Origin of the sequence: Flavobacterium humi (assembly GCF_004745595.1) — a bacterium.
GTDB classification, from domain to species: Bacteria; Bacteroidota; Bacteroidia; order Flavobacteriales; family Flavobacteriaceae; genus Flavobacterium; species Flavobacterium humi.
In genome coordinates this window covers 136352-153230 of the sequence record NZ_SRLH01000008.1, presented here as the reverse complement: position 1 = coordinate 153230, position 16879 = coordinate 136352, and the positions used below count along the sequence as shown (strand labels likewise).

The 16879-nt window shown below is 42.3% G+C and carries 15 protein-coding genes; 4 read left to right on the top strand and 11 right to left on the bottom strand.

Going from position 1 to position 16879, the window contains the following annotated elements:
* Positions 1-27: 27 nt before the first annotated feature.
* Both E4635_RS14220 and E4635_RS14215 read left to right on the top strand, forming a co-directional pair.
* Positions 28-705, top strand: a complete 678-nt coding sequence (locus E4635_RS14220) for a DedA family protein (protein WP_135527369.1) — start codon at positions 28-30, stop codon at positions 703-705.
* Positions 706-711: 6 nt separating this feature from the next.
* On the top strand, positions 712-1473 hold the full coding sequence (locus E4635_RS14215) for a DUF2490 domain-containing protein (protein ID WP_135527368.1): 762 nt from the start codon (positions 712-714) through the stop codon (positions 1471-1473).
* Positions 1474-1535: 62 nt separating this feature from the next.
* On the opposite strand, the gene groL is transcribed toward E4635_RS14215, so the two are convergent.
* The 11 genes from groL to E4635_RS14160 all read right to left on the bottom strand — a co-directional run bounded on the left by groL (position 1536) and on the right by E4635_RS14160 (position 12708).
* Positions 1536-3164: a chaperonin GroEL gene (groL, locus tag E4635_RS14210; RefSeq protein ID WP_135527367.1), complete on the bottom strand. Its 1629-nt coding sequence runs from the start codon at positions 3162-3164 to the stop codon at positions 1536-1538.
* Between the two features lie 127 nt (positions 3165-3291).
* The gene (locus tag E4635_RS14205) at positions 3292-3546 is read right to left on the bottom strand and encodes a four helix bundle protein (protein WP_317133530.1); all 255 of its coding nucleotides are present in this window, start codon (positions 3544-3546) and stop codon (positions 3292-3294) included.
* A 79-nt stretch (positions 3547-3625) separates the two neighbouring features.
* A complete protein-coding gene (locus E4635_RS14200; protein ID WP_135527366.1) occupies positions 3626-3901 on the bottom strand; it encodes a co-chaperone GroES in 276 nt (91 codons plus the stop codon).
* A gap of 141 nt (positions 3902-4042) precedes the next feature.
* Positions 4043-4435, bottom strand: coding sequence for a preprotein translocase subunit SecG (secG, locus tag E4635_RS14195; protein ID WP_135527365.1), 393 nt, complete (start codon positions 4433-4435; stop codon positions 4043-4045).
* Between the two features lie 3 nt (positions 4436-4438).
* Positions 4439-5431 (bottom strand): tetratricopeptide repeat protein, encoded by a 993-nt coding sequence (locus E4635_RS14190; RefSeq protein WP_135527364.1) that lies wholly within the window; start codon positions 5429-5431, stop codon positions 4439-4441.
* A gap of 71 nt (positions 5432-5502) precedes the next feature.
* Positions 5503-6006 carry an LPS assembly lipoprotein LptE gene (gene lptE, locus E4635_RS14185; protein ID WP_135527363.1) on the bottom strand — a complete coding sequence of 168 codons (504 nt, stop codon included), beginning with the start codon at positions 6004-6006 and terminating at the stop codon, positions 5503-5505.
* A gap of 101 nt (positions 6007-6107) precedes the next feature.
* Positions 6108-7364 carry a sigma-54 interaction domain-containing protein gene (locus E4635_RS14180; protein ID WP_135527362.1) on the bottom strand — a complete coding sequence of 419 codons (1257 nt, stop codon included), beginning with the start codon at positions 7362-7364 and terminating at the stop codon, positions 6108-6110.
* Between the two features lie 126 nt (positions 7365-7490).
* The gene (gene miaB / locus E4635_RS14175) at positions 7491-8936 is read right to left on the bottom strand and encodes a tRNA (N6-isopentenyl adenosine(37)-C2)-methylthiotransferase MiaB (protein ID WP_135527361.1); all 1446 of its coding nucleotides are present in this window, start codon (positions 8934-8936) and stop codon (positions 7491-7493) included.
* Positions 8937-9080: 144 nt separating this feature from the next.
* Positions 9081-9614 (bottom strand): NADPH-dependent FMN reductase, encoded by a 534-nt coding sequence (locus E4635_RS14170; protein ID WP_135527360.1) that lies wholly within the window; start codon positions 9612-9614, stop codon positions 9081-9083.
* Positions 9615-9628: 14 nt separating this feature from the next.
* On the bottom strand, positions 9629-12142 hold the full coding sequence (locus tag E4635_RS14165) for a T9SS type B sorting domain-containing protein (RefSeq protein ID WP_135527359.1): 2514 nt from the start codon (positions 12140-12142) through the stop codon (positions 9629-9631).
* Between the two features lie 197 nt (positions 12143-12339).
* Positions 12340-12708, bottom strand: a complete 369-nt coding sequence (locus tag E4635_RS14160) for an iron chaperone (RefSeq protein ID WP_135527358.1) — start codon at positions 12706-12708, stop codon at positions 12340-12342.
* A gap of 450 nt (positions 12709-13158) precedes the next feature.
* Here E4635_RS14160 and topA point away from each other — a divergent pair, with 450 nt between their 5' ends.
* Entirely contained in the window at positions 13159-15675 is a 2517-nt protein-coding gene (topA, locus tag E4635_RS14155; RefSeq protein ID WP_135527357.1) for a type I DNA topoisomerase, read from the top strand.
* A gap of 3 nt (positions 15676-15678) precedes the next feature.
* Complete coding sequence (locus E4635_RS14150; protein WP_135527356.1) at positions 15679-16818, top strand: formimidoylglutamase; 1140 nt, start codon at positions 15679-15681, stop codon at positions 16816-16818.
* Positions 16819-16879: the final 61 nt, after the last annotated feature.

The window sequence follows — 16879 nt, the reverse complement described above, 5'->3', positions numbered from 1 at the left end:
TTTTAATAAAAAGAGTATATTTACAGCATGGAAGACTTCAATTGGCTGCAGTTATTAAATCCGGAATTCTATATTTTGCTGGAATTCGGCGGAATCAAGATAGGATTATTCGTTGTATTGTTTATCATCTTTGCCGAAACAGGACTACTGGCCGGATTTTTCCTGCCAGGCGACAGTTTGCTTTTTTTAGCGGGGATTTACAGCGAAACCTTAATGAGCCAGGTATCCTTGGGAAGTGATTTCCTAAATGTGACCGTATTCGCATTATTGGTGTCCCTGATGGGGATCCTGGGCAATATGGCCGGCTATTGGGTTGGTGCCAAAAGCGGGAACTACCTGTTCAATAAGGAAGACAGCTTTTTCTTCAAAAAGAAATACCTGTACCAGTCAAAGGCTTTTTTTGAAAAATACGGAAACAGGGCTATTGTTTTTGCCCGCTTCCTGCCGATCGTGAGGACTTTTGCTCCGGTAATTGCCGGTATTGTTTCGATGGATAAAAAGAAATTCATGTTTTATAATATCCTGGGTTCGGCATTGTGGTCCTTTTCCATGATTTTCGCGGGGCATTATTTCTATGCTTTCTTCCTGGATAAATTCGGGATAGACCTCAAGCATTATATCGAATATATCGTAATCGGGATTGTGGCCGTAACAACGTTGCCTGTGCTGTGGAAAATACTAAAGAAAAGAGTACACATTGAATAATATAGTATGATCAGAAAAATAGAAATCGTTTTCCTTTTTCTTTGTTTTTCTCCTGTCATTTCACATTCGCAAACCAAAACCACTAATGAGAACATCTGGTTTCATTATTCGGGTAAAAACCTGCTGACGCAAAAACTTTCGCTGACCCTTGAAGGCACAATGCGATATACCGGCGGCCTTTCGGAAAAACAGCAATGGTTCATCCGTCCGTCATTGGATTATCAGTTTACAAAAGCATTGGCGGGAAGCATCGGCTACAGCCATTATAATACGTATGTATACGGGAATCCTTCCCTGAACAAAATACAAACCCCGGAAGACCATTTTTGGATCCAGGGGACGTATACGCAGTATTTGGGAGCTTCGAAACTGACGCACCGCTTGCGTGACGAGTTTCGGTATGTGGGCATAGCTGTGAGTGACCCGGCGGGAGATGGGCTTGAAATAGGGCGTTATGAGTATCGCAATCGGTTGCGGTATATGTTCCTGATAAATTATCCGTTAGTCAAAAAAGAAGACATGACCACTGTTTTTGCGATTTTGGGCGATGAGGTTTTCATGAATTTGGGGGCCAATGCAGGAAAGACTTTTTTAAATCAGAATAGGATCATAGGAGGAATAGGGTACCAGTTTACCAGGCAACACCAGGTGCAATTGGCTTACATCCATCAGCATATCTGGAATTTTTCCAATACGTTGCAGGAAGACAATCCAACTGTCCGCCTATCGTATATCACTACTTTTGATTTTTCTAAAAAGAAAGGATAAATAAAAACCCGATTAGCTCATACTAATCGGGTTTTTTTTATAATTTATTTAAAGTCAATGGATTACATCATTCCAGGCATTCCTCCGCCCATTGGCATTCCTCCAGCGTTTTCTTCTTTGATTTCCACCAAAGCACACTCGGTGATCAGGATCATTCCCGATACGGAAGCCGCATTTTCAAGAGCTACACGGGTTACTTTTTTAGGATCGATGATTCCGGCTTTTAGCATGTCTACATATTCGTCGGATTTTGCATTGTACCCGAAGTTGTCTTTTCCTTCCGCTACTTTTGCCACAATTACAGAACCTTCCAGGCCTGCATTTTCAACAATGGTTCTCAAAGGAGCTTCTACGGCACGGGAAACAATATGGATTCCTGTTGCCTCATCGGCATTGTCCGCTTTGATTTTATCCAAAACTTTCTTGGCGCGTAATAAAGCAACACCGCCACCGGCAACAATTCCTTCTTCAACAGCGGCACGAGTCGCATGCAAGGCATCATCTACACGGTCTTTTTTCTCTTTCATTTCCACTTCAGAGGCAGCACCAACGTAAAGAACGGCAACACCACCGGCTAATTTAGCCAGACGCTCCTGTAGTTTTTCCTTGTCGTATTCGGAAGTTGAACTTTCCATTTGTGCTTTGATCTGGTTTACACGGTTTTTGATCATTTCCGCTTCACCGGCACCGTTTACGATAGTGGTATTGTCTTTGTCGATGGTTACTTTTTCGGAAGTTCCCAGCATTTCCAAAGTAGCGTTTTCAAGGTTGTAACCGCTTTCTTCAGAAATTACGGTTCCTCCTGTCAGGATGGCAATGTCTTCGAGCATGGCTTTTCTTCTGTCACCGAAGCCCGGAGCTTTTACTGCAGCTATTTTTAAGGCGCCTCTTAATTTGTTGACTACCAAAGTAGAAAGAGCTTCTCCATCTACATCTTCGGCAATAATCAATAATGGTTTGCCCGATTGCGCTACCGGTTCAAGGATTGGCAATAATTCTTTTAGGGAAGATACTTTTTTATCGTATAATAAAATGTAAGGCCTTTCCAATTCGACTTCCATTTTTTCTGTGTTGGTAACGAAGTACGGAGAAAGGTAACCTCTGTCAAACTGCATGCCTTCTACCACATCAACATAGGTATCTGTTCCTTTGGCTTCTTCTACGGTAATAACGCCTTCTTTGCCTACTTTACCGAAAGCCACGGCAATCAGGTCACCGATAACATCGTCATTATTGGCTGAAATAGAGGCGATCTGCTTGATTTTCTCTGAATCGCTCCCTACTACTTTCGCTTGTTTCCCCAAATCCGCTACAATAGCTTCCACGGCTTTGTCTATTCCGCGTTTCAAATCCATAGGATTGGCTCCGGCAGCCACGTTTTTTAAACCTTCTTTTACGATGGCTTGTGCCAAAACGGTAGCTGTTGTTGTTCCGTCCCCGGCCAGGTCGTTGGTTTTTGAAGCCACTTCTTTTACCATTTGGGCGCCCATGTTTTCCAACGGGTCTTTCAGTTCTATTTCTTTGGCTACGGTTACACCGTCTTTAGTCACATTAGGAGCACCAAAGGATTTCCCGATGATGACATTGCGGCCTTTTGGGCCAAGCGTTACTTTTACGGCATTTGCCAGTGCATCTACACCACGTTTCAAACCGTCACGTGCTTCAATATCAAATTTTATATCTTTTGCCATTTTATTTTGCTTTAGGCTTTAAGCTTTAGGCTTTAAGCTGTTGGTGAAATTAATTTTTGTTTTAAACTGTAAATTTTACTTTTTATAATATTGATTTTGTCTAAAAAATCTTTAGCAATCATTCTATCTATATATTGTAAGTCCCTAGATATTCTGTTTCATTTGCTGATCCTAACGCTATGTTCAGGAATTGATTAAATTCGTTATCGCTATTTCTACCACATCCCTCACTAATATTTGTTGGAATAGAGGAAGAGGCCCTTCGGATTTGACTAATCAGACCATAAATCTCTTCTTTTGGATATTGAGAAGTGATTTTATAAATTTCTAAAGTAAAATCATGGCTCATTTGCCAAATCTCGTACTTTTTAAAATCTCTCATTATTTTAGATTTTTAGAAAACGAGTCTTAATACTTTATAGCGGTAGGCATATAGCTTATGGCATAAAGCATATTGCTTTTTAAATTATTGCCAGGATATCTTCTTCGCGCATGATCAGGTAATCCTTGCCTTCGAATTTTAAATCGGATCCGGCGTATTTCCCATAAAGGACAGTATCTCCAACTTTTACGGTAAGAGGTTCGTCTTTTTTGCCGTTGCCTACAGCAACCACTTTGCCTTTTTGTGGTTTTTCTTTTGCTGTATCCGGAATAAAAATCCCTGAAGCCGTTTGTGTTTCTGCTGCAACAGGCTCCACCAGAACACGGTCTGCAAGTGGTTTAATGTTTAATGCCATAACTCTATCTATTTATGTTATTATATAATGGTTGTTTTCTTTTTTTCAGAAATTATGCCAAGCCTTGAAAACTGACATTTTTTCTTATAAAAAATGCCAGCGTTGTCATGCTGGCATCTTTTTATTGAATTTCAAATGAAATTATTTTTTAGCTTCTTCTTTTGCCGGAGCTTCAGTTGCCGCCGGAGTGTCTGTTTTTGTCCCGTCTGCTGCAGGAGTAGTAACAGGAGCTGCTTGCGGAGCTGAAGGGATTGGTGCGGAAGTGGCACTTTCATCTATGATCTTAGAACCGGTATCACTTGAAGTTCCTGTGAAACTTAAGCTTGATAATAAGATTAACGCGATTAACGCACCTGCAAGGTACCAGGTACTTTTATCTAAAAAGTCTGTTGTTTTTTGTACGCCACCCATCATTTGCGAACTTCCGAAAGTGGAAGACAAACCGCCACCTTTAGGATTCTGAACCATGATAACTACGATTAATAAAAAACAAACTATAGTGATTAACACTAAAAAAATTGAAAATGTGCTCATTGTCTAATTATTATTATTTTGTTGTAACGCTTTAATGTCTGAAATTCGGTCTGCAAAGAAAGTAATTTTTTCTGGATATTTCAAAATTAATATTTCATATGCCTGAATTGCTTTATTGTATTTTTTTTGCTCGAGGTATACTTTGGCTAAAGTTTCGGTCATTAAGTACGAAGTATCTTCCTCTTTGACTATAAAACCGGGCGCCGGAACATCTGATTTTACTGGAGGTATTTTAGGGTTTGCTTCAATGAACTTGTCTATTATTTCTAGTTTTGAAGCTAAATTAGTATCCTCTTTTTTTGTTTCTTCCTCACTTTCTTCCCTGATAATAGGTTTTACTTTTGCTAATTGAAGCCATTCCTGGAACGAATGTGTTTCGGAATGTTCAAACGGTATCGGTTTCCCTATTTCAAGTTTTACTGCCGAATCCGGTATTTCAGTTTCTGCAGGAGTGGCTGGGATTTCTTCCTGAAGTATTTCTTCTGTTGGTGCAATTTCTTCTTCTTTTACAGAAACAACTGGAGAAGGTTCCTGTTCAGGTTCTGTAACCGAAACAGTATCAATAGCGTTGTTTTGCGTTTCTTCAGTAATGGGCTCTTCCGCCTGAGCGGCCTCATTGATAGAAGAAATGATAGATTTCTCCAAAGTGTTTTCCGCAACGGGGTTTACCGCTTCAAAAACCAGATCGGCAGCTGTAACGGGAATGTCTGCCAATAGCGCTTCCTTCTCCTCGGATGCTTTTTTGTGATGATGGCTGTTAAACCCGTCGGAAGTAATAAAATCAAATAAAACAGTCCTGTCTGTGGTATAACTGGCTGTTGTTTTGAGTGCCTGGTTGTATTTGAAACTGTCCTGGTTGAACAACCCTTTCAGGTGCAGGCTCCTCGCGCTTTGAAAATACGGGAAATTGTCCAGGATTTTCTCCAGGTCGCTTACCTGCTTGTCATGTATCGCATCAGGTTTGTTAAGTAAATAAGTATACTCGCTAACAGTCATCTAAAAATAAATTGTCTTTGTTTGTTCCATTGCATAAACCCATCCTTTATATAATAGGTTTGGTGCTTGTTTTACCATTTGGCCAGTGTATCGCTGAAAATATCTTGTGTGATGCGTTCAAAAATAAGGTCCAGCGATTTTTTTAATTGTGCGCCGGTTGGCAAGCTGGTTCCGGAGAAATCGTCATAAAAGGAAAACCGTTTCTCAAAATTTTCCTCCGGTTTGTTTTTATTACTGAAACGCAGGTTTACCGTAATGCTCAAACGGCTTTGCGCGGCCGTCAATTCTGCGGTAGCCGTCATTGGGGAAACCCTGTAATCGACAATTTCGCCTTCATAAACCAAATCCCCGTTGGTATTGGTCAAGCTCAGGTTGGTCTGGTTTTGGATCATATCCTGTAACCGTAAGGTAAAATCACGGTCAATGCCGGGTTCGATCAATTCGGAAACATTCTGGAAATAATTAACCTGAAACGTTTTGGCGTCAATTTTCCCTGTCCCGGTAAAATTATATACCGAACAGCCGCTGAAAGTGAAAAAGACCGTTAAGGCCAGTATGTATCGGATGTATTTCATAAATGTGTCACTAAAGCAACTGTTTTTGCAAAAATGTATTTTCGAGCCTTTTTAGCCCATGCGAATATAAAAATAATTAACGGATTCGCAGTTACTGTATTTTATAAATCAAATTGTTTGATCTTCCTGTATAGGGTCCTTTCCGAAATCCCGAGTTCGTCTGCCGCCGCTTTTCGTTTGCCTTTGTTGCGCTCTAGTGCTTTTTTGATGAGCTCGATTTCTTTTTGGTCTAACCGAAGGGAATCTTCTTCTTCAATGGTTTCGGCAAAAAGATAATTTTCGTCATCGTCAAAATCATCATCATTGTTATTGTTCTGGTTGGAAAGCACGGCCGCCCTAGGTTCTTCTTCAAAAGAAATCTCGCTTTCGTTTTCTTTCGGGCCGTAAATTTTCTGAATAAGGTTAGGATTGATCTCATGGGCTTTGGAAGCGCCATTCTTCATCAATTCAAGCGTTAGTTTCTTCAAATCGTTCAAGTCGCTTTTCATGTCAAAAAGGACTTTGTATAAAATATCCCTTTCGGTTGAAAAATCGCTTTCCGCTTTTTTGCCGATAACCGAAGGCAAATTATTCCCTTCCTGCGGTAAATAGGAAAGCAGTGTATTGGCCGATATATCGCGGTTGGTTTCCAGGACCGAAATTTGCTCGGCCACATTGCGCAGCTGGCGGATATTCCCGCTCCATCGGAATTTCTGCAACACCTGGATGGCATTGTCATCCAGCCTAAGCGGAGGCATTTTGTATTTATGTGCAAAATCTGCGGCAAATTTCCGGAATAACAAGTGGATGTCGTCTTTTCGGTCGCGCAGGGCAGGCAGGGTGATGTCAACCGTGCTCAAACGGTAATACAGGTCCTCACGGAATTTTCCTTTTTCGATGGCATCGAATAAATTCACATTGGTGGCTGCTACGATGCGTACATTGGTTTTCTGCACTTGCGAAGAACCTACTTTAATAAATTCGCCGTTTTCCAAAACACGCAACAGCCGGACTTGGGTCGTAAGCGGTAATTCTCCTACTTCATCCAGGAAAATAGTACCGCCGTCTGCCACTTCGAAATAACCTTCGCGGGTTCCTGTGGCTCCGGTAAAAGCGCCTTTCTCATGGCCGAAAAGTTCACTGTCGATGGTTCCTTCCGGGATAGCGCCGCAGTTTACGGCAATGTATTTACCGTGTTTGCGGTGTGACAGCGAATGGATGATTTTGGGAATGCTTTCTTTTCCGACACCGCTTTCCCCGGCCACCAGTACCGAAATATCGGTTGGGGCTACCTGAATGGCTTTTTCTATGGCACGATTGAGTTTCGGGTCATTTCCGATAATCTCGAACCGTTGTTTTATGGCTTGAACTGATTCCATTTATTGTTTTCTTTTTTACTTCTGACGGCATGATTTACAGTTCACCTAATTGAATTGTAAAACAGGTCTTTACTATTGAAGGGATTTGCCTGGAAATTAGCAAATTGTCCTTAATGGCTTTTATTTTTAACTCATGTCACTCAAACCGACTGCTTTTCCTTTTAATGTCCCGGAGGTACAGCTTTCGATGTTCACTAACACAAAATCACCAATCTTATAATTTTCTTTCGGGAAAACAACCGTGATGCTTTGGGAGTTCCTTCCTGAAAATTCCTCGGCTGATTTTTTGGAAACTTTCTCTACCAATACTTCTACCGTTTGCCCAATAAATTCCTCGCTGCGGAACCAGGCGTGTTTTTGCTGCAAATCAACAATTTCCTGTAACCTTCTTGCTTTTACTTCTTCCGAAACATCATCCTTCATTTTCCTTCCGGCCAAAGTTCCAGGGCGTTCCGAATACGAATACATATACCCGAAATTGTACTTTACATATTCCATAAGGCTTAAAGTATCCTGGTGGTCTTCTTCCGTTTCTGTCGGAAAACCGGCAATCATGTCCTGGGAAATGGATGCGTTTGGTATGATAGCCCTGATTTTGTCTATCAGTGCCATGTATTCTTCCCGAGTATGCAGGCGGTTCATTTCCTTCAGGATGCGATTGCTTCCGGATTGCACCGGTAAATGGATGTGCTTACAGATGTTAGGGTATTTGGCGATGACATGCAGTACACTTTCGTGCATGTCCTGCGGGTTTGAAGTCGAAAAACGGATCCTCATTTTAGGGAAACCTTTGGCAACCATTTCCAACAATTGGTCAAAATCGACTGCGGTGGCTTTTTGCATTTCGGTTGCGTTGGCAAAATCTTTTTTCAATCCGCCGCCATACCAAAGGTAGCTATCTACGTTTTGGCCCAACAAGGTAATTTCCTTAAATCCTTTGTCCCATAAATCCTGGATTTCCCCCATGATGCTTTGCGGTTCGCGGCTTCGTTCGCGCCCTCTTGTAAAAGGGACCACGCAAAACGTGCACATATTGTCACAGCCGCGGGTAATGGAAACCAAAGCGGTAATGCCGTTGCTCATAAGCCGCACAGGCGAAATGTCTCCATAGGTCTCTTCTTTCGATAAGATAACGTTGATGGCGTCCCGGCCTTCTTCAACTTCGGCCAGGAGGTTGGGTAGATCCTTATAAGCATCAGGGCCTACGACTAGATCTACTATTTTTTCTTCCTCCAAAAACTGGCTTTTAAGACGTTCTGCCATGCAGCCTAAAACACCTACTTTCATACCCGGATTGATCCGCTTTACGGCGTTGTATTTTTCCAGGCGCTTGCGCACGGTTTGCTCGGCTTTGTCACGAATGGAACAGGTATTGACCAGGACCAGATCAGCTTCTTCGAGCTTTTGGGTGGTATTGTAACCCTGATTGGTCAGGATGGATGCTACGATTTCGCTGTCCGAAAAATTCATCGCACAGCCGTAACTTTCAATAAAAAGTTTCTTGGTATTTCCTTCTTTATGTTCCAAAACAAGACTGGTGCCTTGCTTGTCTTCTTCAATAATCTTTTCCATAAGTCAAATTCTCTGGCAAATATAGTGCAAAACAGAAAATATGACAAGATGACAGTTGTGATTTAACAAATTATTGTATGCTGCATAATTGATATACTATAAATGGCGATCGTATTTTCAAAATTGGATGAAGTGTAGTGTTTTTTAACCGTTGCTTTCCACCAGTTCCTGAAAAGCCATGGCAAAAGCCTTAAGCTGCTGTGCTGTCGAAGCATCGGTAAGAATGCCTTCCGGATTTATTTTTCCCCTCACGCCTTGTATCAAGAGCTGTGTTTCTGAAGTGAACCGGGCTTCCAGGGTTTTCATGATTAAGAGCAATTGTTCGTGTCCTTTTTCGCCCGAAGCGGAAGCCGTAACCAGTCCGGTATTTTTATGGGATAACAATGTAGTCGAAACACACCATTCCAAAGCATTTTTCAAACTTCCGGGCAAACTGAAAACGTATTCGGGTGTACAAATCAGGATGCCGTCTGCAGTAGCGATTTTTGCCCTGAAATCGGCCACTGCCACAGGAAGTTCTGCGTTGTCGAGGTCCGGATTGAAATGTGGAAGGTTGTCTAAATCTTCAAAAAAATCCACAATATAACCGGCGGGCAATAGTCCTGAAATATACTGTAAGATGTTGGAATTGCTAGAAGGATGGCGGGTGCTTCCACTAATGGCAAGTATTTTTCTCATGTGTGCAACCTACTTTACCTTTTCAGGGAAAAGTGGGATTTAAATTGTTTGACGGTGTTGTTTTCGGTATACTCTACAACAAACCAATAATCCGTGGAAGGCAGCTGCCTGTTGTTTAGGGTACCATCCCATCCGCGCTGTGTTGGTTGTAGGTTTTTGATCATTTTCCCAAATCGGTCAAAAATGCAAATTCGGGCACCTGGGATATTTTCCAAACCGGGAATGGTCCAGGTATCATTGATACCGTCCCCGTTGGGAGTGAAAAAATGAGGATAGTTGATCGTTTGGATATCTTTTATAAAGGCACTTGCACAATCCAGCCCCGTATCTCTTATCTGGATGCTGTGGCTGCCTGAGGGTACATTCTCGAATATATTGCTGCTTTGGAAAGCCCCTCCGTCCATGCTATATTCATAATTCCCGTATCCTTGCGCATATATTGTAATGCTTTGGTTTTCAGAAAAGAAATGACTAAGGGTATATCCGGGATCCGATAGCGACGGAGGGCCGGATTGGATTACCGTATAAGCTTCAGATTCCATACTGCATCCTGATCCGGGTGTTATACGTGTGGCAATTACCTTGTAATTTCCATGGGAGGCGGTAGTCAACGTATAATCTGTACCATTTGCCCCGGGAATCATAGTGTCATTGTATAGCCATTGGAAAGTGTAGCTGGCAGGACTTAAGTCGGTATGCAGTGTCAATCCGCTTAACAACGCATTTGTTTGCCATGCAACACAAATTACATTGTTGCCTGACAGTGAGGTTATAACTGGTTTGTCATTTACTGTCACAGTTGCTGATCCTGTAAGTGGTTGTGAGCAACTGCCTAAAACAACATTTTGTAAGGTAAACAGTTTGTCTTGTGTCAAATCTCCGGTAGGCAAAGTAGCATTGCCTGAGTTGTCAAGGGTTATGGCCTGGCTGCTGCCTGAATTTACAGTATAAGTAACTGTAGCATTGGGTGTACCGGCAAAAACAATTGTAGCTTCTGTTCCGTAACATACAGATGTGGTGCCTGAAATGACAGCGGTAGGTAAATCATTTACGACCACAGAAGCGCTTCCTGAAACGGTTCCGGTACAATTGATATCATGTACTGCGGTAATCGTATAGGTGGTGTCGTCACTTGGGCTAACCGGTATCAGATAAGGATTGGCTGTTATTCCGTTTACGGTTGTCGGAACAGAGCCGTCTGTATAACTAAAGCTCCAGGGCGGTGTCCCTGTAAAGGTAACACTTAGAGGAGTGCCTGATCCTGCACAGACAGAGGTCGTGCCAGACAACACAGCTGTTGGCAAATCGTTTACCGTCAAGGCAGCTGCTCCCGAAACAGTTCCAATGCAATTGCTGTCCATCATATCAGTGAGGGTAAACGTTTGGGTAATGCCCGGGGTTACATTGAGTAGGTAAGGGCTGGCCGTAATTCCGGTAACATTCGCTGTATAAAAACCATTCGTATACCCAATGCTCCAAGGAGGAGTCCCTGTCAAGGCTACACTTAAGGTAGTGTTAGTGCCCGGGCATACGGAAGCAGTACCTGAAAGCGTTGCTGTCGGCACATCGTTTACGCTAACAGTAGCCGATCCTGAGACAGTTGCTATACAACTGATATCATTGGCGGCTATAAGGCTATACGTTTTAGTTGCAGTCGGGCTAACACTTATCTGGTAAGGGCTGGCGGTAATCCCGTTAACGGTTACGGGGGTTACCCCGTCTGTATACGTAATACTCCAGGGCTGGGTTCCTGTCAATGCTACATTTAAGGCCGTACTTGATCCCGGGCAAACACTGCCGAAGCCGGAAAGCAAAGCCGTTGGTAAAACCGGGCATGGGTTCACTACAGTACAAATGTTCATCCAGGTGGTATTGACTTCTGTCGGGGTCATTTGGGTAGGGCTTACTGAAATGTATTTTACACAGCCGGGCTTCACTTCGCAAGGCACCTGATTGTCATCCCTGAAAAAAATAATCGGTGTGGTATTGCTGGCCAGCTTATATATTCCTGTCGTATCAGTATAAGAACTGAATAAAGAACCGTTTACATACACCGAAATGATATTCGTGGCCGAGTCCCTTACAAAAGTCAACAGGTAATAAATGTCCGGCTGAAAGAACGGGCAGGTACCTACATTTCCGTTAGGATAAAAATTGAGGCAGTTGTTCAGTAAATAAAACCCACTGTCGGAAGTACTATCCGAAAAATCGATGATCCGGGCATAGCTTCCCAAAGTAGTAAACTTAAAAAACACATTGATGCTGTATTCATCCGTAATGGTACTGTTATCATATTGGAATCCTTCACCTGCAGTAAAACAATAGGTGTTGAGGTTGCCGCACAATCCATCCGACGTTATAATCGGGTTTAACCCGAAACTGCCGGTTGTTGCGCCGCAGGACAATAACGGGGTTAGGGGCTGTCCTCCATTTGTTCCTGTCAATGAGTTGTTGAAATAATATTCCTGAGATTGGGAGTAGGTGGGTAATGAAATGAGTATAAAAAACAAAAATAAGATCCGGTTCATAATTTAGTAGTATTCTTTTCTTAAAGGCATAAAAGGAATTGATGTAGCGTAAGACGAAAATTTCCCTCATTTGTGACAGGAATTTCGAGTTATTTCCAAAAAAATGCACGAAGTGTTTAAACCATTGTAAATCAATATCCTTTTTTGCAAAGGATGGCTAAGTATACCAATACACAAACAGGGCAAATCGCGCTTCTTTAGGATTTCCTTTTCTTTTTTAAATTCTCTTCAGCCCGAAACAGGACGATCCTTCTGATCAAATCCAAAGGCATGGGCTCATCCAACGGGAATTGTACAGATCCACGGCCGGTTTTATAACCGGAAAGCTCTTTGGCAAAGGCATCATTAGTGGTAGGAAATCCGTACAGCCCAATGTGGTGCTTGTAAGCTGCAAAATAAACCAGTATGCCATTTAGTGCAAAAGCTGGCATCGAATAACTGATTTTCTCTTCGGCGCCGGGAGCGGCAAGCCGTATGGTTAAACGCACTTTTTCCAGGATTTCCTGTACTTCAGCAGGAAAACCACCAATATATTCATCCATATTTTTAGGCTTTGGAGTATTCATGTCGTTAGGGTTTACGCAGTATTCCCAAAGATACGTTATTTCTCTATATAAGAGCGTCGGGTAAGTGTGTGGCATAATCCGGGCTAATCTATAGTATGATTGCGCAGGTGCTTCCTGCTTCGGTTGGTGCCAAAGTAGGAAAAAAGGCTTTGGTGCTTGCTCTTAAAGTGCGTTTAAAGTGCAGGATCTAGTATGGATGTAGTATGGATGTAGTATGGTAGAGTGCTTTCAAAGTGCAGTACAAATAAACTATGCCTGCATCACATACCTTAGCCTACTACTGTAAACAATCTGTGAAAATCCTTACAATCCGTGATTCCAAAAAGGAATTCATTCCGTCTGTTCTTAACAAAGAATACCCGTATTTCACCGACATTTTTTACTTTTAAAATGCACAAAACCGCTATATTTAAAAAAATCCCATACTTTTGCGGTTCAAACAAAGAATAAATGGCAAAGAATTTAGTGATCGTTGAGTCGCCTGCCAAGGCAAAAACTATTGAGAAGTTTCTCGGGAACGACTACCAGGTAGAGTCAAGTTACGGGCATATTGCCGACTTGCCTTCTAAGGAAATAGGGGTAGACGTTACCAACGGCTTCAAACCCAAATACGAAGTGTCCCCGGACAAGAAAGCATTGGTAACCAAATTAAAAGGATTATCTAAATCAGCCGAAATGGTTTGGCTGGCTTCCGATGAGGACCGCGAAGGAGAGGCTATTTCATGGCACTTGGCGGAAGAACTGAAACTGGATCCTAAAAAAACGAAACGTATTGTTTTTCATGAGATTACAAAAAATGCCATCCTTAAAGCAATCGATAATCCCCGTGAGATAGACTATAACCTGGTCAATGCGCAACAGGCCCGCCGTGTTTTGGACAGGCTTGTAGGTTATGAGCTTTCGCCGGTTTTATGGCGCAAGATCAAAGGCGGGTTGTCTGCCGGCCGTGTACAGTCTGTTTCTGTAAGGCTTATTGTGGAACGCGAACGCGAGATACAGAACTTCAAGGCAGTGGCCTCGTATTCTGTAGTGGCTGAATTTACAAACGAAGCCGGAAAAGCATTCAAAGCTAAATTACCAAAGAACTTCAGCACCAAAAAAGAAGCTGAGGCATTTCTTCAACAAAATATCGGTTCTATATATAAGGTAGCGGATTTGGAGACAAAACCTACCCGGAAATCACCAACAGCTCCATTTACAACTTCAACCCTGCAACAGGAAGCCGCCCGGAAATTATACCTGCCGGTCGGGATTACCATGCAATTGGCCCAACGTTTGTATGAAGCCGGATTGATTACCTATATGAGAACGGACAGTGTCAACCTTTCCAATGAAGCGATGGAAGCTGCCAAAGCGGAAATTATCGCCTCCTACGGAAAAGAATTTTCCAAGCCAAGGACTTTTGCCAACAAAAGCAAAGGAGCACAGGAAGCCCACGAAGCGATCCGTCCTACCGATATGACACGCCACACCGTGGATATTGACAGGGACCAAGCGCGTTTGTATGACCTGATCTGGAAAAGAACGCTGGCCTCCCAAATGAGCGATGCCGAACTGGAACGTACCAATGTGAAGATTGAAGCCGATAACCATAAAGAATTATTTACCGCATCTGGTGAAGTGATCAAGTTTGAAGGTTTCCTTAAAGTATACCTGGAAGGGCACGACGATGACGAGGAAGAACAGGAAGGAATGCTGCCGGCCATGAAAGTGAATGAAAAACTCTCCAACAATTACATTACTGCCACCGAAAGATATACCCGTGCCGCAGCAAGATATACTGAAGCTTCCCTGGTAAAGAAACTGGAAGAATTAGGTATTGGCCGTCCGTCTACTTATGCGCCGACCATTTCTACAATCATCAACAGGAATTATGTAGAAAAAGGAAACCTTGAAGGGCAGGAAAGAAATTATACACAGTTAACGCTTCAATCCGGTAAAGTGGCAGAGAAGCTGCTGAAAGAAAACACAGGTTCCGATAAAGGCAAATTGGTGCCTACTGATATCGGGACAATCGTAACTGACTTTTTGGTGAAAAACTTCCAAACGATATTGGATTATAATTTTACAGCCAAAGTAGAACAGGATTTCGACGAAATTGCCGAAGGAAATATTGAATGGGCGCAAATGATGCAGGATTTCTACAATCATTTCCATCCAACGGTCAAAAATGTAGAGGAAAATGCCGAAAGGGAAAGTGGTGAAAGGATTTTAGGCAAAGACCCAAAAACAGGGAAGCCGGTAAGTGTCCGTTTGGGGAAATTCGGCCCGATGGCCCAAATCGGTGACGCCGAAGATGAGAACAAACAGTTCGCCAGCCTGCGTACCGAACAGAATATTGGGAATATCACTTTGGAAGAAGCACTTAATTTGTTTTTACTTCCAAAAAACTTAGGTATATATAAAGGAGAAGAAGTAGAGGTAAACAACGGGCGTTTTGGCCCTTATGTACGCCACGGAAGTGTTTTTATTTCTTTGCCTAGGGGCGAAGAACCTTTGGATGTTACCATGGAAAGAGCCCAGGAACTTATAGATGACAAAGCGAAAGCGGATGCTCCAATCGCTACCTATAAAAATGAACCTGTTCAGAAAGGTGTAGGCCGTTTCGGTCCTTTTATCAAATGGAACGGATTGTTCATCAATGTGAGTAAAAAATACAATTTCGATAATCTTTCACAATCGGATGTTGTGGAACTGATCGAGGATAAATTACAGAAAAACATCGATAAGGTGATCCATAACTGGGAAGCCGAAGGGATTTTGGTTGAAAAAGCCCGCTGGGGCCGTTCGGTTATTACCAAAGGCAAGATCAAAATCGAATTGAGTAAAGATGTAGATGCGGCGGCCATGACTTTGGATCAGGTAAAAGAACTGATAGAAAAGAAAACGCCTGCCAAGAAAACGGCAGCCAAAAAACCGGCGGCCAAGAAAGCAGTTGTTAAAAAAACCGCAGCAAAAAAGAAATAGACTATGGCATTTGATTTTCTTCAGCCGTTAGAGGCGGATTTTTTAGAATTCATACATGGCTTATCTCCGCAGTCTTTAGGGAAAAAAGTCGTATTCCATACCGACACCGATTTCCCTAGTCTGGAAAATGTTGCAATTGCCGTTATTGGCGTGTTGGAAAACAGAGGGTTGTCTGATGTTGCTATCGATGTGACGGCTGTCCGAAAGGAATTCTATAGTTTGTTTCCAGGCAACTGGCAATCACAAATTATCGATTTAGGGAATATCGAAGCCGGAAACCGTCTGGAGGATACTTATTTTGTGGTAAAGACGGCTATGGCGGAATTAATCAAAAACAATATTGTCCCGATTGTCCTGGGCGGTTCGCAAGACTTGACCTATGCCATGTACCGGGCTTTTGATAACCTGGAGCAGATGGTTAATCTGGTTGCGATTGACAGCAGATTCGACTTTGCCAAAGACGAAGGATTGCCTGCGCACTCCTATTTGTCAAGAATGATCGTCGATGAACCTAATAACCTTTTCAATTACAGTAATATTGGCTATCAGACGTATTTTAATTCCCAGGAAGAGATTGACCTGATTGAAAAACTATATTTTGATGCCTATCGCCTGGGGGAAGTTTGCAACAATCCAGCCATTGCGGAACCGGTTTTCCGGGATGCCGATTTGGTAAGTTTGGATTTGAGTGCGGTAAAATCGTCCGATTCGGGGAATTTTACTACTTTTGTGCCCAACGGTTTTTCCGGCAAAGAAATTTGTGCCTTGTCAAGGTACGCCGGAATTAGCGATAAGGTTGCTTCGTTTGGGGTTTTCAATCATCATGGTTCTGTGCAGGAATCTGTTTTGGTGGCCCAGATCATTTGGTATTTTATAGAAGGTTTTCATTACAGGTCTAACGAATATCCGTTTGGGACAAAAGAAAATTATATAAAATATATAGTGACCCTTGAGGACGAACTTGTCTTTTATAAGAGTAATAAGACAGAAAGATGGTGGATCGAGATTCCGTTTATTTCCAATAGCAATAATAAATTGAAGAAATCTACGTTATTGCCATGTATACATGACGATTATTTGGCAGCCTGTAATGGGGAAGTTCCCGAAAGATGGTGGAAAGCACAACGGAAAAATCTTATTTAAAATAATAAAGTATCAGTGTAATTAACGCGTAACAAGTCTAAATAGAATTTTTTTAAGGTTT

Coding starts and splice junctions, on each gene's coding strand:
- E4635_RS14220 (WP_135527369.1), top strand. CDS start 28: ATGGAAGACTTCAATTGGCTGCAGTTATTAAATCCGGAATTCTATATT.
- E4635_RS14215 (WP_135527368.1), top strand. CDS start 712: ATGATCAGAAAAATAGAAATCGTTTTCCTTTTTCTTTGTTTTTCTCCT.
- groL (WP_135527367.1), bottom strand. CDS start 3,164: ATGGCAAAAGATATAAAATTTGATATTGAAGCACGTGACGGTTTGAAA.
- E4635_RS14205 (WP_317133530.1), bottom strand. CDS start 3,546: ATGAGAGATTTTAAAAAGTACGAGATTTGGCAAATGAGCCATGATTTT.
- E4635_RS14200 (WP_135527366.1), bottom strand. CDS start 3,901: ATGGCATTAAACATTAAACCACTTGCAGACCGTGTTCTGGTGGAGCCT.
- secG (WP_135527365.1), bottom strand. CDS start 4,435: ATGAGCACATTTTCAATTTTTTTAGTGTTAATCACTATAGTTTGTTTT.
- E4635_RS14190 (WP_135527364.1), bottom strand. CDS start 5,431: ATGACTGTTAGCGAGTATACTTATTTACTTAACAAACCTGATGCGATA.
- lptE (WP_135527363.1), bottom strand. CDS start 6,006: ATGAAATACATCCGATACATACTGGCCTTAACGGTCTTTTTCACTTTC.
- E4635_RS14180 (WP_135527362.1), bottom strand. CDS start 7,364: ATGGAATCAGTTCAAGCCATAAAACAACGGTTCGAGATTATCGGAAAT.
- miaB (WP_135527361.1), bottom strand. CDS start 8,936: ATGGAAAAGATTATTGAAGAAGACAAGCAAGGCACCAGTCTTGTTTTG.
- E4635_RS14170 (WP_135527360.1), bottom strand. CDS start 9,614: ATGAGAAAAATACTTGCCATTAGTGGAAGCACCCGCCATCCTTCTAGC.
- E4635_RS14165 (WP_135527359.1), bottom strand. CDS start 12,142: ATGAACCGGATCTTATTTTTGTTTTTTATACTCATTTCATTACCCACC.
- E4635_RS14160 (WP_135527358.1), bottom strand. CDS start 12,708: ATGAATACTCCAAAGCCTAAAAATATGGATGAATATATTGGTGGTTTT.
- topA (WP_135527357.1), top strand. CDS start 13,159: ATGGCAAAGAATTTAGTGATCGTTGAGTCGCCTGCCAAGGCAAAAACT.
- E4635_RS14150 (WP_135527356.1), top strand. CDS start 15,679: ATGGCATTTGATTTTCTTCAGCCGTTAGAGGCGGATTTTTTAGAATTC.